General features: G+C 57.7%; 10 protein-coding genes and 1 tRNA gene. 7 read left to right on the top strand and 4 right to left on the bottom strand.

Annotation, left to right across the window (positions count from 1 at the left end):
- Positions 1–62: 62 nt before the first annotated feature.
- The gene (locus AC0AP0_RS02650; RefSeq protein ID WP_490429289.1) at positions 63–1,715 is read left to right on the top strand and encodes a DEAD/DEAH box helicase; all 1,653 of its coding nucleotides are present in this window, start codon (positions 63–65) and stop codon (positions 1,713–1,715) included.
- Positions 1,716–2,043: 328 nt separating this feature from the next.
- On the opposite strand, the gene AC0AP0_RS02645 is transcribed toward AC0AP0_RS02650, so the two are convergent.
- Both AC0AP0_RS02645 and AC0AP0_RS02640 read right to left on the bottom strand, forming a co-directional pair.
- Positions 2,044–2,116: transfer RNA gene (locus tag AC0AP0_RS02645), tRNA-Ala, on the bottom strand.
- 301 nt (positions 2,117–2,417) lie between these two features.
- A complete protein-coding gene (locus AC0AP0_RS02640) occupies positions 2,418–3,245 on the bottom strand; it encodes an IclR family transcriptional regulator (RefSeq protein ID WP_254478134.1) in 828 nt (275 codons plus the stop codon).
- A gap of 308 nt (positions 3,246–3,553) precedes the next feature.
- Here AC0AP0_RS02640 and AC0AP0_RS02635 point away from each other — a divergent pair, with 308 nt between their 5' ends.
- From AC0AP0_RS02635 to AC0AP0_RS02615, 5 genes are all read left to right on the top strand, one after another.
- Positions 3,554–4,939 (top strand): MFS transporter, encoded by a 1,386-nt coding sequence (locus AC0AP0_RS02635; RefSeq protein ID WP_490429288.1) that lies wholly within the window; start codon positions 3,554–3,556, stop codon positions 4,937–4,939.
- A gap of 36 nt (positions 4,940–4,975) precedes the next feature.
- Entirely contained in the window at positions 4,976–7,855 is a 2,880-nt protein-coding gene (locus AC0AP0_RS02630) for a family 78 glycoside hydrolase catalytic domain (protein WP_490429287.1), read from the top strand.
- A complete protein-coding gene (locus AC0AP0_RS02625) occupies positions 7,852–9,129 on the top strand; it encodes a glycoside hydrolase family 1 protein (protein ID WP_490429286.1) in 1,278 nt (425 codons plus the stop codon). The genes AC0AP0_RS02630 and AC0AP0_RS02625 overlap by 4 nt, the downstream gene beginning before the upstream one ends.
- An 86-nt stretch (positions 9,130–9,215) precedes the next feature.
- Positions 9,216–11,255 carry an alpha-xylosidase gene (gene yicI, locus AC0AP0_RS02620; RefSeq protein ID WP_490429285.1) on the top strand — a complete coding sequence of 680 codons (2,040 nt, stop codon included), beginning with the start codon at positions 9,216–9,218 and terminating at the stop codon, positions 11,253–11,255.
- Between the two features lie 88 nt (positions 11,256–11,343).
- Positions 11,344–14,427 (top strand): glycoside hydrolase family 3 N-terminal domain-containing protein, encoded by a 3,084-nt coding sequence (locus AC0AP0_RS02615; protein ID WP_490429284.1) that lies wholly within the window; start codon positions 11,344–11,346, stop codon positions 14,425–14,427.
- Between the two features lie 78 nt (positions 14,428–14,505).
- Here AC0AP0_RS02615 and AC0AP0_RS02610 read toward each other — a convergent pair whose 3' ends face one another.
- Complete coding sequence (locus tag AC0AP0_RS02610) at positions 14,506–15,177, bottom strand: VTT domain-containing protein (protein ID WP_045923865.1); 672 nt, start codon at positions 15,175–15,177, stop codon at positions 14,506–14,508.
- Between the two features lie 212 nt (positions 15,178–15,389).
- Here AC0AP0_RS02610 and AC0AP0_RS02605 point away from each other — a divergent pair, with 212 nt between their 5' ends.
- Positions 15,390–16,784 carry a GH1 family beta-glucosidase gene (locus tag AC0AP0_RS02605; RefSeq protein WP_490429283.1) on the top strand — a complete coding sequence of 465 codons (1,395 nt, stop codon included), beginning with the start codon at positions 15,390–15,392 and terminating at the stop codon, positions 16,782–16,784.
- Between the two features lie 75 nt (positions 16,785–16,859).
- Here the strand turns inward: AC0AP0_RS02605 and AC0AP0_RS02600 are convergent.
- Positions 16,860–18,142, bottom strand: a 1,283-nt coding sequence (locus AC0AP0_RS02600) for a dolichyl-phosphate-mannose--protein mannosyltransferase (protein WP_490429282.1), incomplete at its 5' end; no start/stop codon positions are given.

Raw genomic sequence — 18,142 nt, 5'->3', positions numbered from 1 at the left:
ACTGTCGACCGACAGTACCGTTTTCTTCCCTGTTGTGAAAGGTCATTGTGACTGCTTCATCCATGCCCGATTCCAATTCTTCCAATTCCGGTCAATCTGCCGCTGAGCCTGTGACTTTCGACCAGCTGGGGGTGCCTGAGCCCCTGGTCCGCGTCCTGCGCAAAGACGGCAAGACCAGCGCCTTCCCCATTCAGCGTGACACCCTGCCTGATGCCCTGGCTGGCCGTGACATCCTGGGACGGGGTCGGACCGGTTCCGGCAAGACCCTGGCCTTCAGCATCCCTCTGGTGGCTCGACTGGCTGCCGACCAGGGAGGACGGGATCGCCATGGCCGCAGGATTGCCGCCGGATCAGGCAGTCTGCCCCGCCCGCGCGGTCTTGTCCTGGCTCCCACCCGCGAGCTGGCTAATCAGATCGACGAGGTTCTCAATCCGCTGGCTCAGGCTTACGGCATGCGGACCTGCACTGTTTACGGCGGGGTAGGCCAGGGTCGTCAGGTCGATGCACTTCGGCGCGGGGCCGTGATTGTGGTGGCCTGCCCCGGTCGCTTGGAGGATTTGCTCCGCCAGCACAAGCTCAGCCTGGAGGACGTGGAGATTGCCGTGCTGGACGAGGCCGACGAGATGGCCGACATGGGCTTCCTGCCTGCTGTGGAGCGGATTCTGGCCCAGGTTCGTCCGGGCGGTCAGCGCATGCTCTTCTCGGCCACCCTCGATCACGGTGTGGATGCCGTGGTCAAGCGCTTCCTTAAGGATCCCAAGATTCACGAGGTGGATTCCGCCACCCAGCATGTGGATCTGATGACCCACCACATCTTCCGCACCACTCAGGCAGCCAAGCACGATCTCGTACGTAAGCTGGCCTCGGGCACAGGACGGCGTATTCTCTTCACCCGGACCAAGTTCCAGGCCAAGAAGCTTGCCAAGAACCTGATTGACAACGGCATCCCGGCTGCGCAGCTGCATGGCAACCTTTCCCAAAACCAGCGCGATCGCAACCTAGGGGCTTTCTCCCGGGGTGAGGTGAAAGTCCTGGTGGCTACCGATGTGGCCGCCCGAGGCGTGGATATCAGTGACGTAGACCTTGTGGTCCAAGTGGATCCACCAGCCGATCCCAAGTCCTTCTTGCACCGGTCGGGCCGCACAGCCCGGGCCGGTCGTCCCGGCGATGTGGTCACTTTGGTTCTTCCCGACCAGTGGCGTGACACCAGACGGATGCTGCGCATGGCCCATATCGATGCCAAGCCGGTTCAGGTGACTGCCGATTCGCCCGAGGTTACTGAGCTCGTGGGGCCGTTGGCCAAACCTGTACACGGCTGGTCCTTGCAGGTCGAGCAGCCGCAGGCTTCCAATGGTCGGCCTGCTCGTAGCGGACGTGGCGGCCGCAGTGGACATCGGGGTCGTTCCCGCGCAGACAGGCGCTTTGATCGTGGTGGCCATGGTCGGGTTGCAGGCCAAGATCGGGGTCGTCGACCTTCCCGTTTCCAGCGGTCCTCAGAGGACCGACTGGCATTCGATCGCGAGGATGGCCCCTTGGACGGCCGGACCAGAGGTAACCGTCGTACCAGCGGCAGCGAGCGGACCGACCGTCATGTCAACGGTCATGGCAGCGGTCGCGCTGGCTCTCGTTTTGATGCAGACCGTCGTGGATTCAGCCGCGGTCATCGTCGCCATCGCCGCGATGACAACCCCTTCCGTTCTGTCTCCAGGCGTTGATTCATCGATGGGCGTGTTGATGCTGATCGGGTCTACGCTGTATTTGCTCAAATAATTTTGAGCGTTCGCTGAGAAACCACGACTTTACAGATTCCAGAATTGTTGCGTGGATTGACCCTGGCTCCGTGCCAGGGTTCTTGATTATGAGACTGCTTAATGATGCTGTGTGTCCAACCGATCGACCCGCCAGGGCAAGAGTAGCTGTGATATTTTGATATGTCTGATTGTATCGAATCTGTTGTCGGCTATAAGAACGACCTGGAGCATTGCTTAGCTCATCAATGTACGGCAGGATGACGAAAGCAGGAATAGAATCATCTCGACACTGTGGAGCTGAGGGTAGTCGAAACCCCGACCTCTTCGATGCGAACGAAGCGCTCTACCAACTGAGCTACAGCCCCATGCGTTGCCCGACCGTAGCCGAACAACAAAAGTTCACTCTAGCGCGTGCCCCGGTCAAACGCAATTTCCCGGGTTGCCGGCAAAGTACAATTCGAAATGACATTAGATTCAACTATAAAGTTGCCGCTTTTCTCCTAGCACCTTCTCTCCCATTGCGGATATCGGGCATGGCTTCACGGATTGTTCAGGGTTGTGAATTGTAATGCAGTTTTCTCTAGGTCAGGTGCGCTGTTGCGCCCCTTGCAGCAGACCGCCATATCAGTGTCGTCCTTGATATGGATTTATACCAGATATGGCATTTTATGCCTGGTCCCAAGGCGGCAATATCCGGGACGTTTTTGGTCCGGTCACTCTTCTTGATATGGCAGTGGCCCCAGCTTTGATAAGTGGCACATAACGTTCCAGACTTGTGCTTCCGGCTGATAGAACGATGCTGACAGCTGCTATGACGGCGTTGGTCCTCCCGAAAATAGGGGCAGCAACCGAATGAACTGAGGCGCCGGGCGTCTGGAGTACAGCGACCCGGCGTTGGCGGATCAGAGCCAGCGAGGCCATCAACTCATCTGAGGAGGGGCGGGGAATCTGCCAGGTAGGCCAAGTGAAGGTTCCGGTGTTCACCACCTGTCCGATGATGCCTGGTCCGGCATAGGCGAGCAGGGTTCGTCCCGCTGCCGTAGGGGCCAGGGGCAGTCGATCGCCTATATGGTAGTAGACCGGTATGGGATGCTTGCCCTCTCTCCGGTCGAGGATAACCATTTCGGTCCCGTCCAGCGTTCCCAACTGGATGTGCTGATCTGTAGTTCTGTTCAGATCATCGAGAATCGGCGAGGCCGCCTCCCTGATGGAAAGCATTGGGCGGGCAAATTGGGCGATCTCCATGAGCCTTGGCCCGATGGAGTATGCTCCGCTTCTCTCGCGTATTAGGGCTCCGTGCTCACATAGGCTCTTCAGAAGTCGGCTGGTAGTACTGGCTGCCAGCCCTGTCCGACGAGTGATCTGCGTAAGGGTTAGTGTGGGTTCGTCAGAGGTAAAGCAGTCGAGGATCGCGAAGGCACGATCCAGGACGCCGGTGCGTCGGCGCGTCCGTCCCTCTGATTCCTGCTGATACGTCATTGTGTACTCGGTCATCTTGCTTACAAGCTACGGCTTTGGGGAGGGTAAGAACGAAGGAATTTCCACTCAGTGGAAGTCAGTTTCAAATCTGCGATGAAAAACCGATACAACAAAATCAACCCACAGGAGGCAGACATGATGGATCGCATGGGTTGGTGCGGACAGAGTTCAAGTTCCGTCGGCAATACTGTCACCTGTGTCTGTCCAAAGTCCCAGATTTATGGGTAGGTCAGTGCGTCGACGGGACTTGGGCGGGAGGTTAACGTTTCAAGGTCGAGTACGTCACGTCGGCCGATGGTAAGAAGTCCAAAGGAGGGCTTGCGATGAGCAATACAGTTGAGCGAGACAGGGATCAGTCCCCGAATGGGCCCAAGGCCGGAGAGCCTGTTGCTCCGATGGATACGGCTGGGCCACCAGAGCAGGCGCATGTCAATGTTGAAGATACCGATAAGGCAGCGCAGCCCAGTCACGATCCTGGATATCTTCCGCCTGAATTTCCTAATCCTCGCAAGACGATTGTGCTGGTGCTCATCGCGGCCATTGGTCTTTACATTGTGAACATGAGCCTGGGCACAGCGCTGTCGCTGCATATCGCAGCAATCATGCCGGACAGAAAAGATTCGGTCTACAGCCATATAACCTCGGTGAGCTCATTCCTTGCGCTCTTCATGATGCCACTGGCCGGCGCTCTGTCAGATCGGACGATCAGCCGCTTTGGCCGTCGTAGGCCCTGGATTCTGGGTGGACTGCTCTTTTCCATCGTCTGCGGGGCCGTGGTCGGTCTATCCAGCAATGTCTGGGTGATGGGAGTCTTCTTCATCCTGTCAGCCATGGGCATGCAGTCGGCCTTCAATGCCTATTCGGTGATTGCTGTCGAAGGGCTGCCCGACAACCGCCGCGGCACGGTCATGGGTTTGATGGGTCTGTGCGGAGCCCTTGCTTTCTCGGCCGGCACATATCTTACTGGTGCTCTGGTAGGCAATGGTCTGCTGCTGATGACGGTTCCGGTGCTGTTGGGCCTGGTCACATCTCTTCCCTTACTGCTTCTTTATAAGGATCCCGCCAAAACCAAGAGCGAGGTGCCGCCTATGAACGTCCAGAAATTCATTGGCACCTTCTTTGTCAACCCACGGAAGTACCCGAATTTCGGCTGGACCTGGCTATCTCGGTTCCTGGTCGGTCTGGCCATGGCCGCTATGCAGTCCTATTTCATCTACTACCTGATTTCCGGACTGCATATCCCTCTGAATCAGGTAGGCAGCAAGGCTGGTCTTCTGACCTTGTGCTCGGCACCCGTTTCCATCATCTTCTTCACAGGGTCCGGTTTCCTGACAGATCATTTGGGGCGCAAGAAGCCCTTTGTGATCTTGGCTTCCATCCTTATGGCGGCAGCCCTTTGCCTTGGTGCGACTTCTCATAATTTCACACAGTTCCTTATAGCATGGTTACTGTTCGCTGTGGGTCAGGCCATGTATCTGACCGTTGATCTGGCGCTGTGTGCAGCCGTCCTGCCTAATAGCGAGGACACCGGCAAAGATATGAGCGTTTTCGGATTGGCAATCAACCTGTCCAGTGTGGTCGTTCTGGCTGCGGCTCCTCTGATCATCAACACCGCAGGGGGACACAACTACGGATTGCTTTGGTTCATCGCGGCGGCTCTGAGCCTCTGTAGTGTTCTTGCCATTCCGCTCATCAAGGGCGTGAAGTAGTAATCAATTGAAAGTCAGCAAGGAAAGGCAACAATAATGGTTGATTCGGCAGGGCTGGAGGTGTCGCCGGTTCGGTTCGGGCACCGACCTTGGGCCGGCTGCGCATTGGGCTACGACCAACCTTGCCCGTCCTTGTCCTGGCGCTTGTTGAAAGCACCTGAGGGCTGGAAGCAGGAAGAAGCTGAAGTTGAGATCACTGATCATCATGGTCGTGTGAGCGTACATCGCCTGCATGTGGCGGATCAGATCTGTCTGTCCTGGCCTGGTGAGCCATTGGAGTCCCGAGAATCCGCTGCTGTAAGGGTCAGGGTTGCTGGCCAAGATGGCATCTGGTCTCCTTGGTCGGCCACGGCACGGGTTGAATGCGGTCTCCTCTCCAACCAGGACTGGTCGGGTTGCCCGGTGTCGCCAAGTGATCCAGTCGGAAGAGAGGACCCGGCACCGGTGCTCTCCAGAAGGTTCACTGTGGAAGGGACCTGTGCCAAGGCCCGGATTCATTTGACGGCAGGCGGTCTCTTCGTTGCCTATTTGGACGGTCAGCGTATCGGTCAGGATCAGCTATGTCCGGGCTGGACCGATTACCGGCACCGAATCAATGCTCTGACCTACGATTTGACCAATGCTCTGACGCCAGGCAGTCACCGGCTGGATGTCCTGCTGGGCAACGGCTGGTACAGGGGGCACCTAGGTTGGCAGCGCCTCACTGATTTTTACGGTGATCGTCTGTGGCTCATGGCCCAGCTGGAGTGGTTCGACAGCCGGGGGGAGCAGGTCCTGAGCGGTGATGACCAATGGACTTGGCATCCATCACCCATAAGATCGAATGACCTCTATGACGGCGAATGCAGGGATATGAGAATTCCCTTGCTTGAAGTCAGAGGAGCTGTACATCCCGTACAACTGCTGCCCATGCCCCATGTGAGCATCCGACCTCAGGAGGCACCTCCGGCACGGATCATCCGTCGTCTGCCAGGTCAGAAAATCATCACCACTCCATCAGGCCGAACAGTCGTCGACTTTGGGCAGAACGTAGCCGGCTGGGTCCGTATGGTGGTCAGAGGGGGCCGGCCTGGGGGCCGCCTGCGACTGCGCCATGCCGAGGTCTTGGATCATGGGGAACTGGCTCTGAAACCTCTGCGTCAGGCAAAGGCCACTGACGAGTACATTCTCTCAGGCACTGCCAACGAGGTGGTCGAGCCCCTGTTCACCCAGCATGGGTTCCGCTATGTGCAGGTGGAGGGCTTGGAGCCCGATGCCGATGTGAAGGCAGGTGATTTTCAGGCCTGCCTTGTCTCGGCCGTCATGGAGTCCACGGCATCCTTTACTTGTTCGGACGATCGGCTCAACCGTTTGTTTGAGAACGTTCGTTGGTCGACCATGGATAATTTCATCACCGTGCCTACCGACTGCCCGCAAAGAGATGAGCGTCTGGGATGGACTGGGGACATCGCCATGTTCGCGCCATCTGCACTGGAGCTTTTCAATGCCGATGCCTTCCTCGCTTCCTGGCTGACTGACGTAGCCAACAGCCAGGCAGCAGATGGAGGTATTCCACTGGTGGTCCCTGATGTTCTAGACGGACCTCGTCTGACCTGCGGTTGGGGTGATGCGGCGGTGCTCGTGCCCTGGGCCCTATACAGGTCGACTGGCGATGAGGCTGTCCTTCGTCGCTTCCTGCCCATGATGGACGGGTTCGTCGACGGAGTCCAGGATCTGACTCGTCGGGGCCTATGGCAGGGAGGCTTTCAATTCGGTGATTGGCTGGATCCTGACGCACCAGCGGACCAGCCCATGAAATCCAAAGCAGATCCTGACGTGGTCGCCACTGCTTTCGCGACCCATTCGGCCGCTCTTGTCGCCCAGGCCCATGCCTGCTTAGGTCAAGAAGATCAGGAGCAACATTACCGATCCTTGGCTGATGGCATGGCTCAGGGTTTTTGCGACGAATATGTCAGCCCCAACGGGCGTATTCTTTCGGATTGCCCCTCGGTCTACTCTTTTGCCCTGGATTGGAATCTGTTGGAGACCGACAGACAACGTCAGGGGGCGGGCGAACGCCTGGCGGATCTGGTAAGAGCCAGCGGATTCCGTATTTCCACCGGGTTCTTGGGCACGCCGTTCATATGCCAAGCGCTGACCATCAGCGGGCACGCCGACTTGGCTGTCCGGCTGGTTCTTCAGGACCATTGCCCTAGCTGGCTTTACCAAGTGGATATGGGTGCTACCACGGTCTGGGAACGGTGGGATTCCATGTTGCCTGACGGGTCAATCAACCCTAATGGCATGACTTCCTTCAACCATTACGCTCTGGGCTCTGTGGTCTCCTGGCTGATTCAGGGGCTGATTGGTCTGCGCATGGATGCAGCCGGTTGGCGGAAGGTGACTGTAGCTCCACTGATAATCCCGCAGCTTTCATTTGCTGAGCTCCGTCTGGTAACCCCGTACGGACCGGTGAATTTGTCCTGGCGGCGCCAGGATTCCAGTGCCACTGTCAGCATGCATTTGTCTCTGCCGGTCGGTGTCAGCGCGAATCTGGTACTTCCAGGGGGCGTCAGCGGTCGATGCGACCATGGCGATTATTCCTGGATCCTGCCGGATCCCAATGCCAAACCGACGAGGCAAACCCAGATTCGCACCATACGCGATCTGATTGATGTCCCTGATCTGCTGGCTGATCTGATTCGGGCCTTGTTGGCCATTGACTCTCCTTCCTACAGAGGCAGTCAGGCCGATCTCAGCTTTTGCGCCGCTGCAAAACCTTGGCTTGATGCTCCTGTCGGCGAGCTTCCTCAGGTGGCTTCACAGCAGGGTTTCCTCCCGGATGCTGGAGCCATCGAGAGTGCTGTAGTCGGATTTCTGCAAAGGCATGGGCTTGCTCCAGCAGGACAGGCTAAGAACCAGGATTTTGATCAATGATTAATTTGAAGCAAGAGGAGGGGCATACCGTGGCAAGAGTGTTTCCTGATCACTTTCTTTGGGGAGCTTCCACTGCTGGGCACCAGGTGGACGGAGGCGATACCACATCCGATATCAGCTTTCTGGAGCACGTGCAGCCGACTGTTTTCAAGCAACCGGCAGGGTCGGCTTGCAAGAGCTGGGAGCGCTGGCAGGATGACTTGGACCTGGTTTCGGGCATGGGCCTTAATGCTTACAGGTTCTCGGTGGAATGGGCGCGTATAGAACCCGAGGAAAAGGTCGTGGACCAGTCCGCCCTGGACCATTACGACCGCATGGTCGACGGGTGTCTGGACCGTGGCATTACACCATTGATTACTCTCAGCCACTTCGTCTGCCCGCATTGGTTCGGGGCCAAGGCAGGCTGGTTCAATCCAGACGCTCCCTCTTTGTTCGCCGATGAGTGCCTAAGGGTGCTGAAGGTCCTGGGCGATCGAGTGGCCATGGCTGTAACCTTTAATGAGCCCAATCTGCCCAGGATCCTCAGCACTGGCGCTCTGTCGATCCAAACTGTTGAGGCCCAGCGTCAATGCCTGGAAGCGGCCAGCCGTAAGGCGGGTGTAGAGCGCTATCGTGTTGGGAATGTGGTGATTCCCGAGGAAGTTGAACAACTGGAACTAGGCTTCCGAAGAGCCCATGCCTGTGCTGTGGAAGCAATACGTTCCCAGTGCCCAAATCTGCCGGTCGGCCTGTCTCTGGCGGTTATTGACGAAAGCTATGTCAGTGAGAAGGGCAAGGCCCTGGCTCAGGCCCGGAGGGATGCCTGTTATCGGCCTTGGATCCAGGCCGTTCAAGGTAATGACTTCATTGGGGTGCAAAACTATGAAAGGGAAACCATGGGCGATCAAGGTCCACTGGCGGCTCCAGAAGGGGTCGATACCAGCGAATCCGGTGCGCCGGTCTGCGCTGGCTCCTTGGTCAATGCCGTGGTCTACATACGGGAGCTGACCGGTCTACCCATTCTAGTGACCGAGCATGGCGTCTGTACCGCCGATGACCAGGTCCGTTCCCGCTTCATCAGCAGTTCTCTGCCTCCACTGGTGGACCTGGCGCGCGACGGCTTCCCGCTCCTGGGGTACTTCCACTGGTCCCTGCTGGATAACTTCGAATGGATCAGCGGATATGACATGCACTACGGCCTGTGTTCTGTGGACAGGTCAGGCGGCACCTATGATCGGACCCCCAAAGGCAGCGCTCAGACCTACCGAAAGCTAGTGGCTGAGACGGTGATTTGAACAGTCTGTAATCTGGTTCTGGCATCTTCATCTGAGCATATGCAGCAATTCGACAATAAAGCAATGAAGCAAGCAAAGGAGCAACCATGAAGTTTCTAGATGGCATGTGGATGGTCAAAAAAGGCTTTGACGTCCGTTATGCGGCCAATGTGTACCAGGCCAAGATCGAGCCTAAGAAGCTGACCCTGTATTGCCCGTACGGCTGGCCCATTCATGAGGCCGGGCAAACGGTCGATGGCGGCATAATGACCATCGAGATAACCAGCCCCAGGCCCGACATCATCACCACGCGTCTGATCAATTACCGGACGGATCGAAGCCATTGCCCGGCCTTCCACCTGAACACGACCGACCCGGATGTCGCCATCGATGAAGATGATCGGGGCTGGACCTTCACTTCCGGACGACTGACCCTGAAAGTTGACAAGGGCGACTTCCCCTCATTCAAGTATTTCTTCGATGGCAAGGTTATAACCAGTACTGGTTTTCGCTCCAAGGGCATGGTGACCGATCCCCAAGGTCAGGTCTTCATGTCCGATCAGATGGATCTGGCGGTCGGCGAGAAGATATATGGCCTGGGCGAGCGTTTCACCAGCTTCGTCAGGAACGGCCAGAGTGTCGATATCTGGAATGCCGACGGAGGCACCGATACCGATCAGGCCTATAAAAACATCCCCTTCTATTTGAGCAATAAGAACTATGGGCTCTTCGTCGACAGTCCTGACGAGGTCTCGTTCGAGGTCGGATCGGAACGCGTCACCAGGGTCCAGTTCTCTGTGCCGGGTCAGGAGCTGGCCTATAGTGTCATCGGCGGCACGGATCTTAAATCAGTGCTGAACACCTACACTGATTTGACTGGAAAGCCGCCCCTGGTCCCCGATTGGAGCTTCGGCTTGTGGCTGTCGACCTCCTTTACCACTGATTACGATGAGAAGACCGTGATGGAGTTCGTGGATGGTATGGCCCAGCGAGACATCCCGTTGAGCGTCTTCCATTTTGATTGCCGGTGGATGAAGGAACTTGAGTGGAGCAACTTCATCTGGGACTCGGACAAGTTCCCTGATCCTGAGGGTATGCTGGCCAAGCTTCACGACCGCGGGTTGAAGGTCTGTGTTTGGATTAACCCTTACATAGGCCAGAAGTCGCCGCTCTTCGACGAAGGTGCTGCCAAAGGCTACTTCATCAAGAAAACCGATGGCCAGGTCTGGCAGTGGGACAAGTGGCAGGCGGGCATGGCCATTGTGGATTTCACCAATCCTGAGGCCACCGCCTGGTATCAGGGCAAGCTCAGGCACCTTATGGACCAGGGCGTGGACTGCTTCAAGACTGATTTCGGTGAGCGAATTCCCACTGAAGGCGTCGTTTTCCACGACGGCTCAGATCCGCATATCATGCACAACTATTACAGCTACCTTTACAACAAGGCCGTCTACGATCTGGTTGCCCAGGTCAAGGGCCCCGACCAGGCCATCCTCTTTGCTCGCTCGGCCACGGTGGGATGTCAGCAGTTCCCTGTGCACTGGGGCGGCGATTGCTGGTCCAACTACCCGTCCATGGCTGAATCCCTCAGGGCCGGCTTGTCCTTCGGTATGTCCGGCTTCGGTTACTGGAGTCATGACATTGCAGGGTTCGAGGACAAGCCCACCCCTGACCTGTATAAGCGTTGGACCCAGTTCGGTCTTCTTTCCTCCCACTCTCGTTATCATGGATCCCGGGAGTACAAGGTGCCTTGGCTTTACGGTGATGAGGCTGTGGACGTGGCCCGAGAATTCACCAAGCTCAAGCTCAAGTTGGTTCCTTACCTCAAAAAGATGGCCATGGAGACCCATGAGACTGGATTGCCCATGATGCGGGCCATGGTTCTTGAATTCCAGAACGATCCCACCTGCGAGGACATCGACACTCAATATATGCTGGGTGATGACATCCTGGTGGCTCCCATCTTTTCTGAGGATGGCAGCGCTCGCTTCTATGTGCCGGATGCCGGCGGTGACCAGTCAGGAAAGCCTTGGACCAATCTTCTTACGCACAAGAGCTATGACCCAGGCCGTTGGTATGAGGAGACCTACGACTACCACACGCTGCCGGTTCTGGTTCGGCCCGGCACGGATCCATTGGCTGTCTGAGTTCAGTCGCCCGTCGGTTTCTCGCTTTCACTACGGGGAACCGATGGGGACCAGCGTTTATTCATGTCATTAAACAAGGGAGGGTCCCATGAAGAGAAGGATTGATCGCAGGCTGCATCGGTCTGGTTCCGTAGGAAAGGTCCGGTCGGTTCTGGCAGTGGCCCTGCCTTTGGTCATGGGAGCTGGGAACGTCGCTGGAAAACTCTTCGCTAATGTTCTGGATAGTTACCTTGGTCCAGGAAAATTAAGAATTGACAGAGCTCCGGGGACCCATGGCTGGGACGCAAGGTACTATCAGCCTTCTACAGATTCGCTTCAGGAGGCCAAGGCTGTCAGTGACCAGGTTTCACAGGAGATGGTCAACGAAGGCATCGTGCTTCTGAAGAACAAGGATCTCCTGCCCTTGCAGGAGGGTACCTGTATTACGCCTTTCGGCAGGGCCTATCTGGACCCGGCCTATGCTGGCACCGGTGCCGCCGCGACGACCGATCGTGATCGAGTGACCCCGGCCCAGGCCCTTTCCCGGCATTTTTCCATTGACGAGAGCGCCTGTCGCGCCATGCAATCGGCCAAGACCTCCTATCCGAAGGCAGCTGCGGGCACCAGACCCTTGGACGCTGACAGGAATTCCCTTCAGGCGGTCATGGACAAGGGCCGATCAGCCCAGATCCCGGAATATGATCCAGCCATATATAGGCACTTGGAGGGGCAGGTCACCGGAACAGTGGGGCTGGTGATGATAAGGAGGGACGGATCTGAAGGCATTGACAAGCGGACAGAACCTTATGAGGATGGGACCCGCCACTATCTGGCCCTGACCAAGGCTGAGCTGGGTACCATCGATGCGGCTAAGCGACTCTGCAGTGCGGTAGTGGTGGCCCTCAACACGGCCAACCCGATAGAGCTCGGTCCGCTGATGGGCGGCACTCATGAAGTCGACGCGATTCTGTGGATTGGAACGGCAGGATCACGAGGATTTGACTCCTTCAGCGACATTCTGGCCGGCACGGTCAACCCCTCGGGAAGGACAACCGATACCTATCCCACCGATTTCACTGCAGACCCTACTTTTGCTAACTTCGGTGAGTTCCATTACAACAACGCCTCTGTCACCGATCGGACCCTTATCGGTGATTTGGTGCCCCGTGGCGGCTTCGGAACTATTGATCGGCCTTTTGTCGAATATCGGGAAGGCATCTACCTGGGATACCGGTATTACGAGACAGCAGCCCTTGAAGACTCGGGATTCAGATACGGACAGCTGGACGGCAAGGGAGCAGTGGAGTCGCCGGGCGCCGTGGCATATCCTTTCGGCTACGGCCTGAGCTATACCACCTTCAGACAGACGCTTGGACGGGTGTTTTTGCGCGATGACGGTTTCATCGAAGCGAGGGTGAGTGTAACCAACATTGGTTCGCGTCCGGGCAAGGACGTGGTGGAGCTATACTATTCGGCTCCTTATACCGTGCATGACAGAGCGGAGCATATTGAGAAATCCGCCACTGTTCTGGTTGCATTTGCCAAGACCAGGATTCTTGAACCCGGAGCCAGCCAAGAGGTTGTTCTCGCCTTTCTGCGTGATGACATGGCTTCATATGACTATCATCATGTCAATGAGGATGGCACCATTGGCGCCTATGTGCTTGAGGCGGGCGATTATACCGTCCAGCTGAAGGCCAATGCCCACGATCTGATTGATTCAGCCACGGTAACAGTCGATCGCACCCAGGTTTTCCAAGGGCAGCATCTTCCGGAGGGCGACCGTCTGGCGCAGTCTTCGCTTGATGATGAGGGCAGGCCTACGGGCAAGCCGGAATCGGGCATATGGAGGCCGGTCAGCAACCATTTCGAAAGTCTGAATGCCTACATGGATGATCCCTCGGTGGTGCAACTGACTCGGAGCGATTGGAGGGGAAGTCAGCCGCGACCTATTCCTGCTCGAACCAAGGCTGCCCCTCAGTCGGCCTTGGATGAGTTCAAACGCTATGAACGATTCGATCCCCACCGTGATTCGACGATGGGCAATGGGAAGACCAGCCAGGTCCATTGCGACCAGGAGCCGGTCAGCGGCGCTAAAAACCGTTTGTCGCTGATCGATCTGCGAGCCAAGCCTTACACCGACCCGGGCTGGCAGCAGCTTCTGGATCAGATTGACTGGAAAAAGGACAGGAGCGACATCCAGCAGCTGCTGTTTATGGCCGCCTACCAGACCAAGGATCTACTCTCCCTGGGCAAGCCTATGACCGTTGACAAGGATGGGGCCATGGGTTGGAGTATCAAGGGAGCATCCTCCTGGGCTGGAGCCAACGTTATGGGGGCCACTTGGAACACGGATCTTCTTCGGCGGATGGGCTCCTGCCTGGGTGAGGAGGCGCTGCACTCCGGGCTCAATGGATGGTACGCGCCTGGTGTCAACATACACCGTTCTCCCTTTGCCGGGCGTGTCTACGAATTCTATTCCGAGGATGGTCTGTTGTCTGGCAAGCTGGCAGCTGCCTGCATCCAGGGAGCTGGGGATAAGGGCGTGTTTAGCTACCTCAAGCACATGGTGCTCAATGACCAGGAAAGCTTCCGCTCAGAGGGACTGGCCACATGGGCCAACGAACAGGCGATCCGGGAGATATACCTCAAGCCCTTCCAGATCGTCTGTCGGGAGGCCGTCACTGTCGTGCCCTACCTGGACGCCAAGGGAGGCCGACATAGGAAGATCATGCGGGCAGCGACCGGGATCATGTCTGCGCAGAACCTGATCGGAGGGGTCATTGGCTTTGGTCACCGTGGCATGCTCACGGATATTTTGCGCGGCGAATGGAACTTCCACGGGGCGGTCATCACTGACCTCTTTCTATCCAAGTCCCATGCGGAGCGCGACCTGGCCCTGCGTGCCGGTAGCGACATGTACATGATCCAGACCCCAGGATTCAATGCCGAGGATTATGACAGTCCGACAGCAAGGGGTGTCATGCGTCAAGCCATCCATCGGATACTCTATATGACGGTCAATTCCAATGCCATGAACGGTGTTCCCCCACGGTCGCGACTTAGCGTATCGCCGAGTCCCTGGAAAATTGGGCTGCTTGCGGCAGATGTGGTGGCCGTCCTGGCGGAGGGTGTCCTGCTGTTTGGCGGATTTCTGCAAAAGTGTCGCCTTGATGGTCGAAGCAAGAGGTAAAAATCGCATCGGCTTATATCGCTCGGAGGAGAGCAGACATCGACATGTACACTAAACAAGATTGCCTAGCGAGTAGGCTCATTCCGACTTCGACGTGTTCCCGCGCTTTTGGCCGAATTTAGCCTTGAGCAGGCCGATGACCGTGGGCAGGACCGAAATGACCAGGATCAGGATGATGACCAGCTCGAAATGCTGTTGGACTGCGGGGATGCCCCCGAAGAAGTAGCCCAGGAGGGTGAAGAGGGTGGACCATATCAGACCGCCCAGGATGCTGAACGGGGTGAAGCGCCGCCAGCGCATTCCGGAGATGCCCGATATGAACGGCATGAATGTCCTGATGAAGGGGAGAAAACGTCCCAGGACTACGGCTAGTGGGCCCCACTTGTCAATCAGGCCTTCGGTCTTGGCTATTCGTTCGGGGGTCAGTGACTTCACGCGCCCCGAACGGACGATGGCCCGGCCGAAGAAGTGTCCGATGAAGTAGTTGCTCTGGTCGCCCAGGATTGGGGCCAACCAAACGACGGGAAGGAGCACGTCCAGAGCCATGCCGCTGGATGGGTCATGGGCGAAGACGCCGGCGGCGAAGAGCAGGGAGTCTCCTGGCAGGAAAGGCATGAAAACCACGCCGGTCTCGATGAAGATGATCAGGAAGATGAACCCGTAGGTCGGTACCAGCCCCATGGCGATCCAGCTCGCGATAGCGCTGCGCGGATCCTTGAGCAGGTGTATCAGCCAGTTGACGAACCCCATGAATCGCATTCCATTCCATCGATGTGTGCTTTTCCAGAACCGAGACACACTTTAACAAGCCGGCCTTGGCACCTAGTACTCCCCGGTCTGATTCCTTGCGAGGACAACACAACCCGTCGTTGCCGAACTTATGGGCTGTCGGCTACGGTCCTGTAGTCGGTCCTCCTGTGCGAAGATGGGCAGGAAGGGTCACACAATTGAGGAGTGGACATATGGTCAATGACGAACGGCTCGCCTTCCCAGAAGACTTTACCTGGGGCACGGCTACGGCATCCTTCCAGGTGGAGGGGGCGGCGCACGAGGACGGCAGAGGAGACTCCATCTGGGACGTTTTCTGCCGGCAGCCGGGGAGGATAGTGGATGGGTCCAATGGCGATGTCGCCTGTGATCAGTACCACCGTTATCCCGAGGATATTGCTCTGATGAAACAGATGGGGGTGGGTGCCTACCGGCTGTCTGTGGCCTGGCCCCGTATTATGCCCGAGGCAGGTGGTGACATCAACCAGGCTGGTCTGGACCATTACCGGCGGTTGCTGGACATGCTGTTGGAAAACGGTATCAAGCCTGTGGTCACCCTCTACCACTGGGATCTGCCCCAGTACCTGCAGGAGGCTGGAGGCTGGGCCAATCGCGACACCGCCCAGCGATATGCCGACTATGCGGCCGTCCTGGCCAAGGCTCTGGGTGATCGGGTGCAGACCTGGACGACCCTGAACGAACCTTGGTGCTCGGCCTATCTGGGCTACGGCAATGGCGGCCATGCCCCCGGCATCTGCGACTATGGGAAGGCTCTTGCAGCGGTCCATCATCTGAATCTTGCCCACGGTCTGGGAGCCCAGGCCATCCGTTCCGAGCTGGGCGACAGGGTACGTATATCGGTGACTCTGAACCTGCAGGTCAACCGGGCCAATAGCGACGATCCGGAGGATCTGGCGGCCAAGACCCGGGCTGACCTCTTCGCCAACGAGGTCTGGCTGGGTCCCATGCTGGCCGGCACCTATGACCAGCGCATCCATGATGCCGCTGAGGGTATCACTGACTGGAGCTTCGTTCGTGACGGCGATCTGGAGCAAATCCACCAGCCTTTGGATGTGCTGGGCATTAACTACTATTCAACCAACCATGTGCGGGGTCGAAGCGGCGCTGGTTCCGAGCGCAATCCCATGCCCGCCCAGGATATCGTCGAAACTCTGCCTCCCCAGGGGCCGCTGACCGCCATGGGCTGGAACCAGGAGCCTCAGGGGCTGACCGACCTGCTCATGGAGGTCTCCGAGCGCTTCCCTGAGCTGGATCTTATGATCACGGAAAACGGCTCTGCCTGGGAAGACCAGGTCAGCCCGGATCCATCTTTCCCTGGCGGCAAAGGGGTGCACGATCCCCAACGGGTGGCCTATCTTGAGGAGCACCTGCGTGCTGTGGCTCGGGCTATCCATGAAGGAGCCCGGGTGACTGGCTACTTTGCCTGGTCCCTATTGGACAACTTTGAGTGGGCCCTGGGTTACACCAAGCGCTTCGGTCTGATCAGGGTCGACTATGACACCCAGGAGCGGCTCTGGAAGGATTCCGGTCTGCGATACGCGCAGATCATCCATGATCGCGCAGTCTGAGCAAGACGGCATACAAAGGCATATGAAGGTTGCTGCAAGGCGGTTGGGCATCGCTGTCCGACCGCCTCCTTTGTCTCAGATCCAGCTGGACAGCCACATGTGCATGCGCCAGAAGTCATAGGGGATGGGCATGGCGGTCCACAGCGGGTAGAAGAAGACCGAGGTCAGGCCCAGCAGGGTCAGACCCATGATCATGGTCTGTCGGTAGAGGATGATGTCCGAGTTCTGCCGCAGCCAGTTGACCACGTAGCAGATGGCCAGAATCATCCAGGGCAGGATGACGATGGAATAGAAAGTGAAAGTGGTCCGGTTCATGTATTGGATCCAGGGCAGCCAGCCGGCCAGCATGCCTGCCAGAACCCCCCAGATCCGCCAATCTCCGTGCTTGACCACGACGGCGATGACGATGGCTAGGATCATGCAGATACTGCCCAGCCACCAGGTCAGAGGATTGCCCAAGGACGTGACTGCCGCTACGCAGGGGGAGTCCTTGGCCAGTCCGCACAGGCCGGGGAAGCCCGTGATTTTCTGCCAGTAGAAGCTGGTGGGCCTGATCTGCAGGGGCCATGTCAGGGGGTTGGCCATGTATGGGTGGCGGGCATGCAGGGTGGTGTGGAAGCGCCACATCTGTCTGTGGTATTCAGCCAGGGACCGCAGTCCCTCCGGCAGCCAGGTCAGGCCCTGGCCAGGGTGTTGGGCCGCCCAATTGTGCATGAAGGAATCACCATGCAGGAACCATCCAGTCCATGAGGCCAGATAGGTACCCGCCCAGACGGGGATCATAAGTAAGGCCGCTGGCAGCCCATCCCTGAAAACGGCGCTCTGCAGCCAGGATCCATACCCTGCTTGATGACGCTCCCAGCCATCCCAGAGCACCGAGATCAGGGCGAAGACGGCGAAGAAGTAGGCGCCCGACCACTTGGTCCCGGTGGCTAGGCCCAGCAGCAGGGCGGCTCCGGTCCGCCACCAGGACCAGGCGATGAAAGGGCCGGTGGTGGCCACGGGCAGCTCGACACGGCTTTTCTGCCCTTGCTGTCCCTGTGACTGAATGACCTTAACCCGGTAGTGCAGGCGGAAATCAGCCTGGTCCTTGGCCCAGGATTGTCGTAGCCTGGTCCTGGCCCAGTCCCGATGGCCCATCAGACACAGCCAGGCTCCCAGAACGAAGATCATGACGAAGTTGTCCAGCAGGCCGGTGCGGCTCATGACGATGCCTAGACCGTCTATGGCCATGAGGAAGCCGGCCGTCAGGGCGATGGGCAGGTTGTGGAAGAGGCGCAGAGCTACACGGCAGAGCAGCAGTATGGCGATGGTGCCGGCCAGAGCAGTGGCCACTCGCCAGGCAAAGGGATTGCCTG

This window comes from Bifidobacterium sp. POST2/T3 (B1) (assembly GCF_058197115.1).
This window is presented reverse-complemented; position numbering and strand designations above follow the sequence as displayed.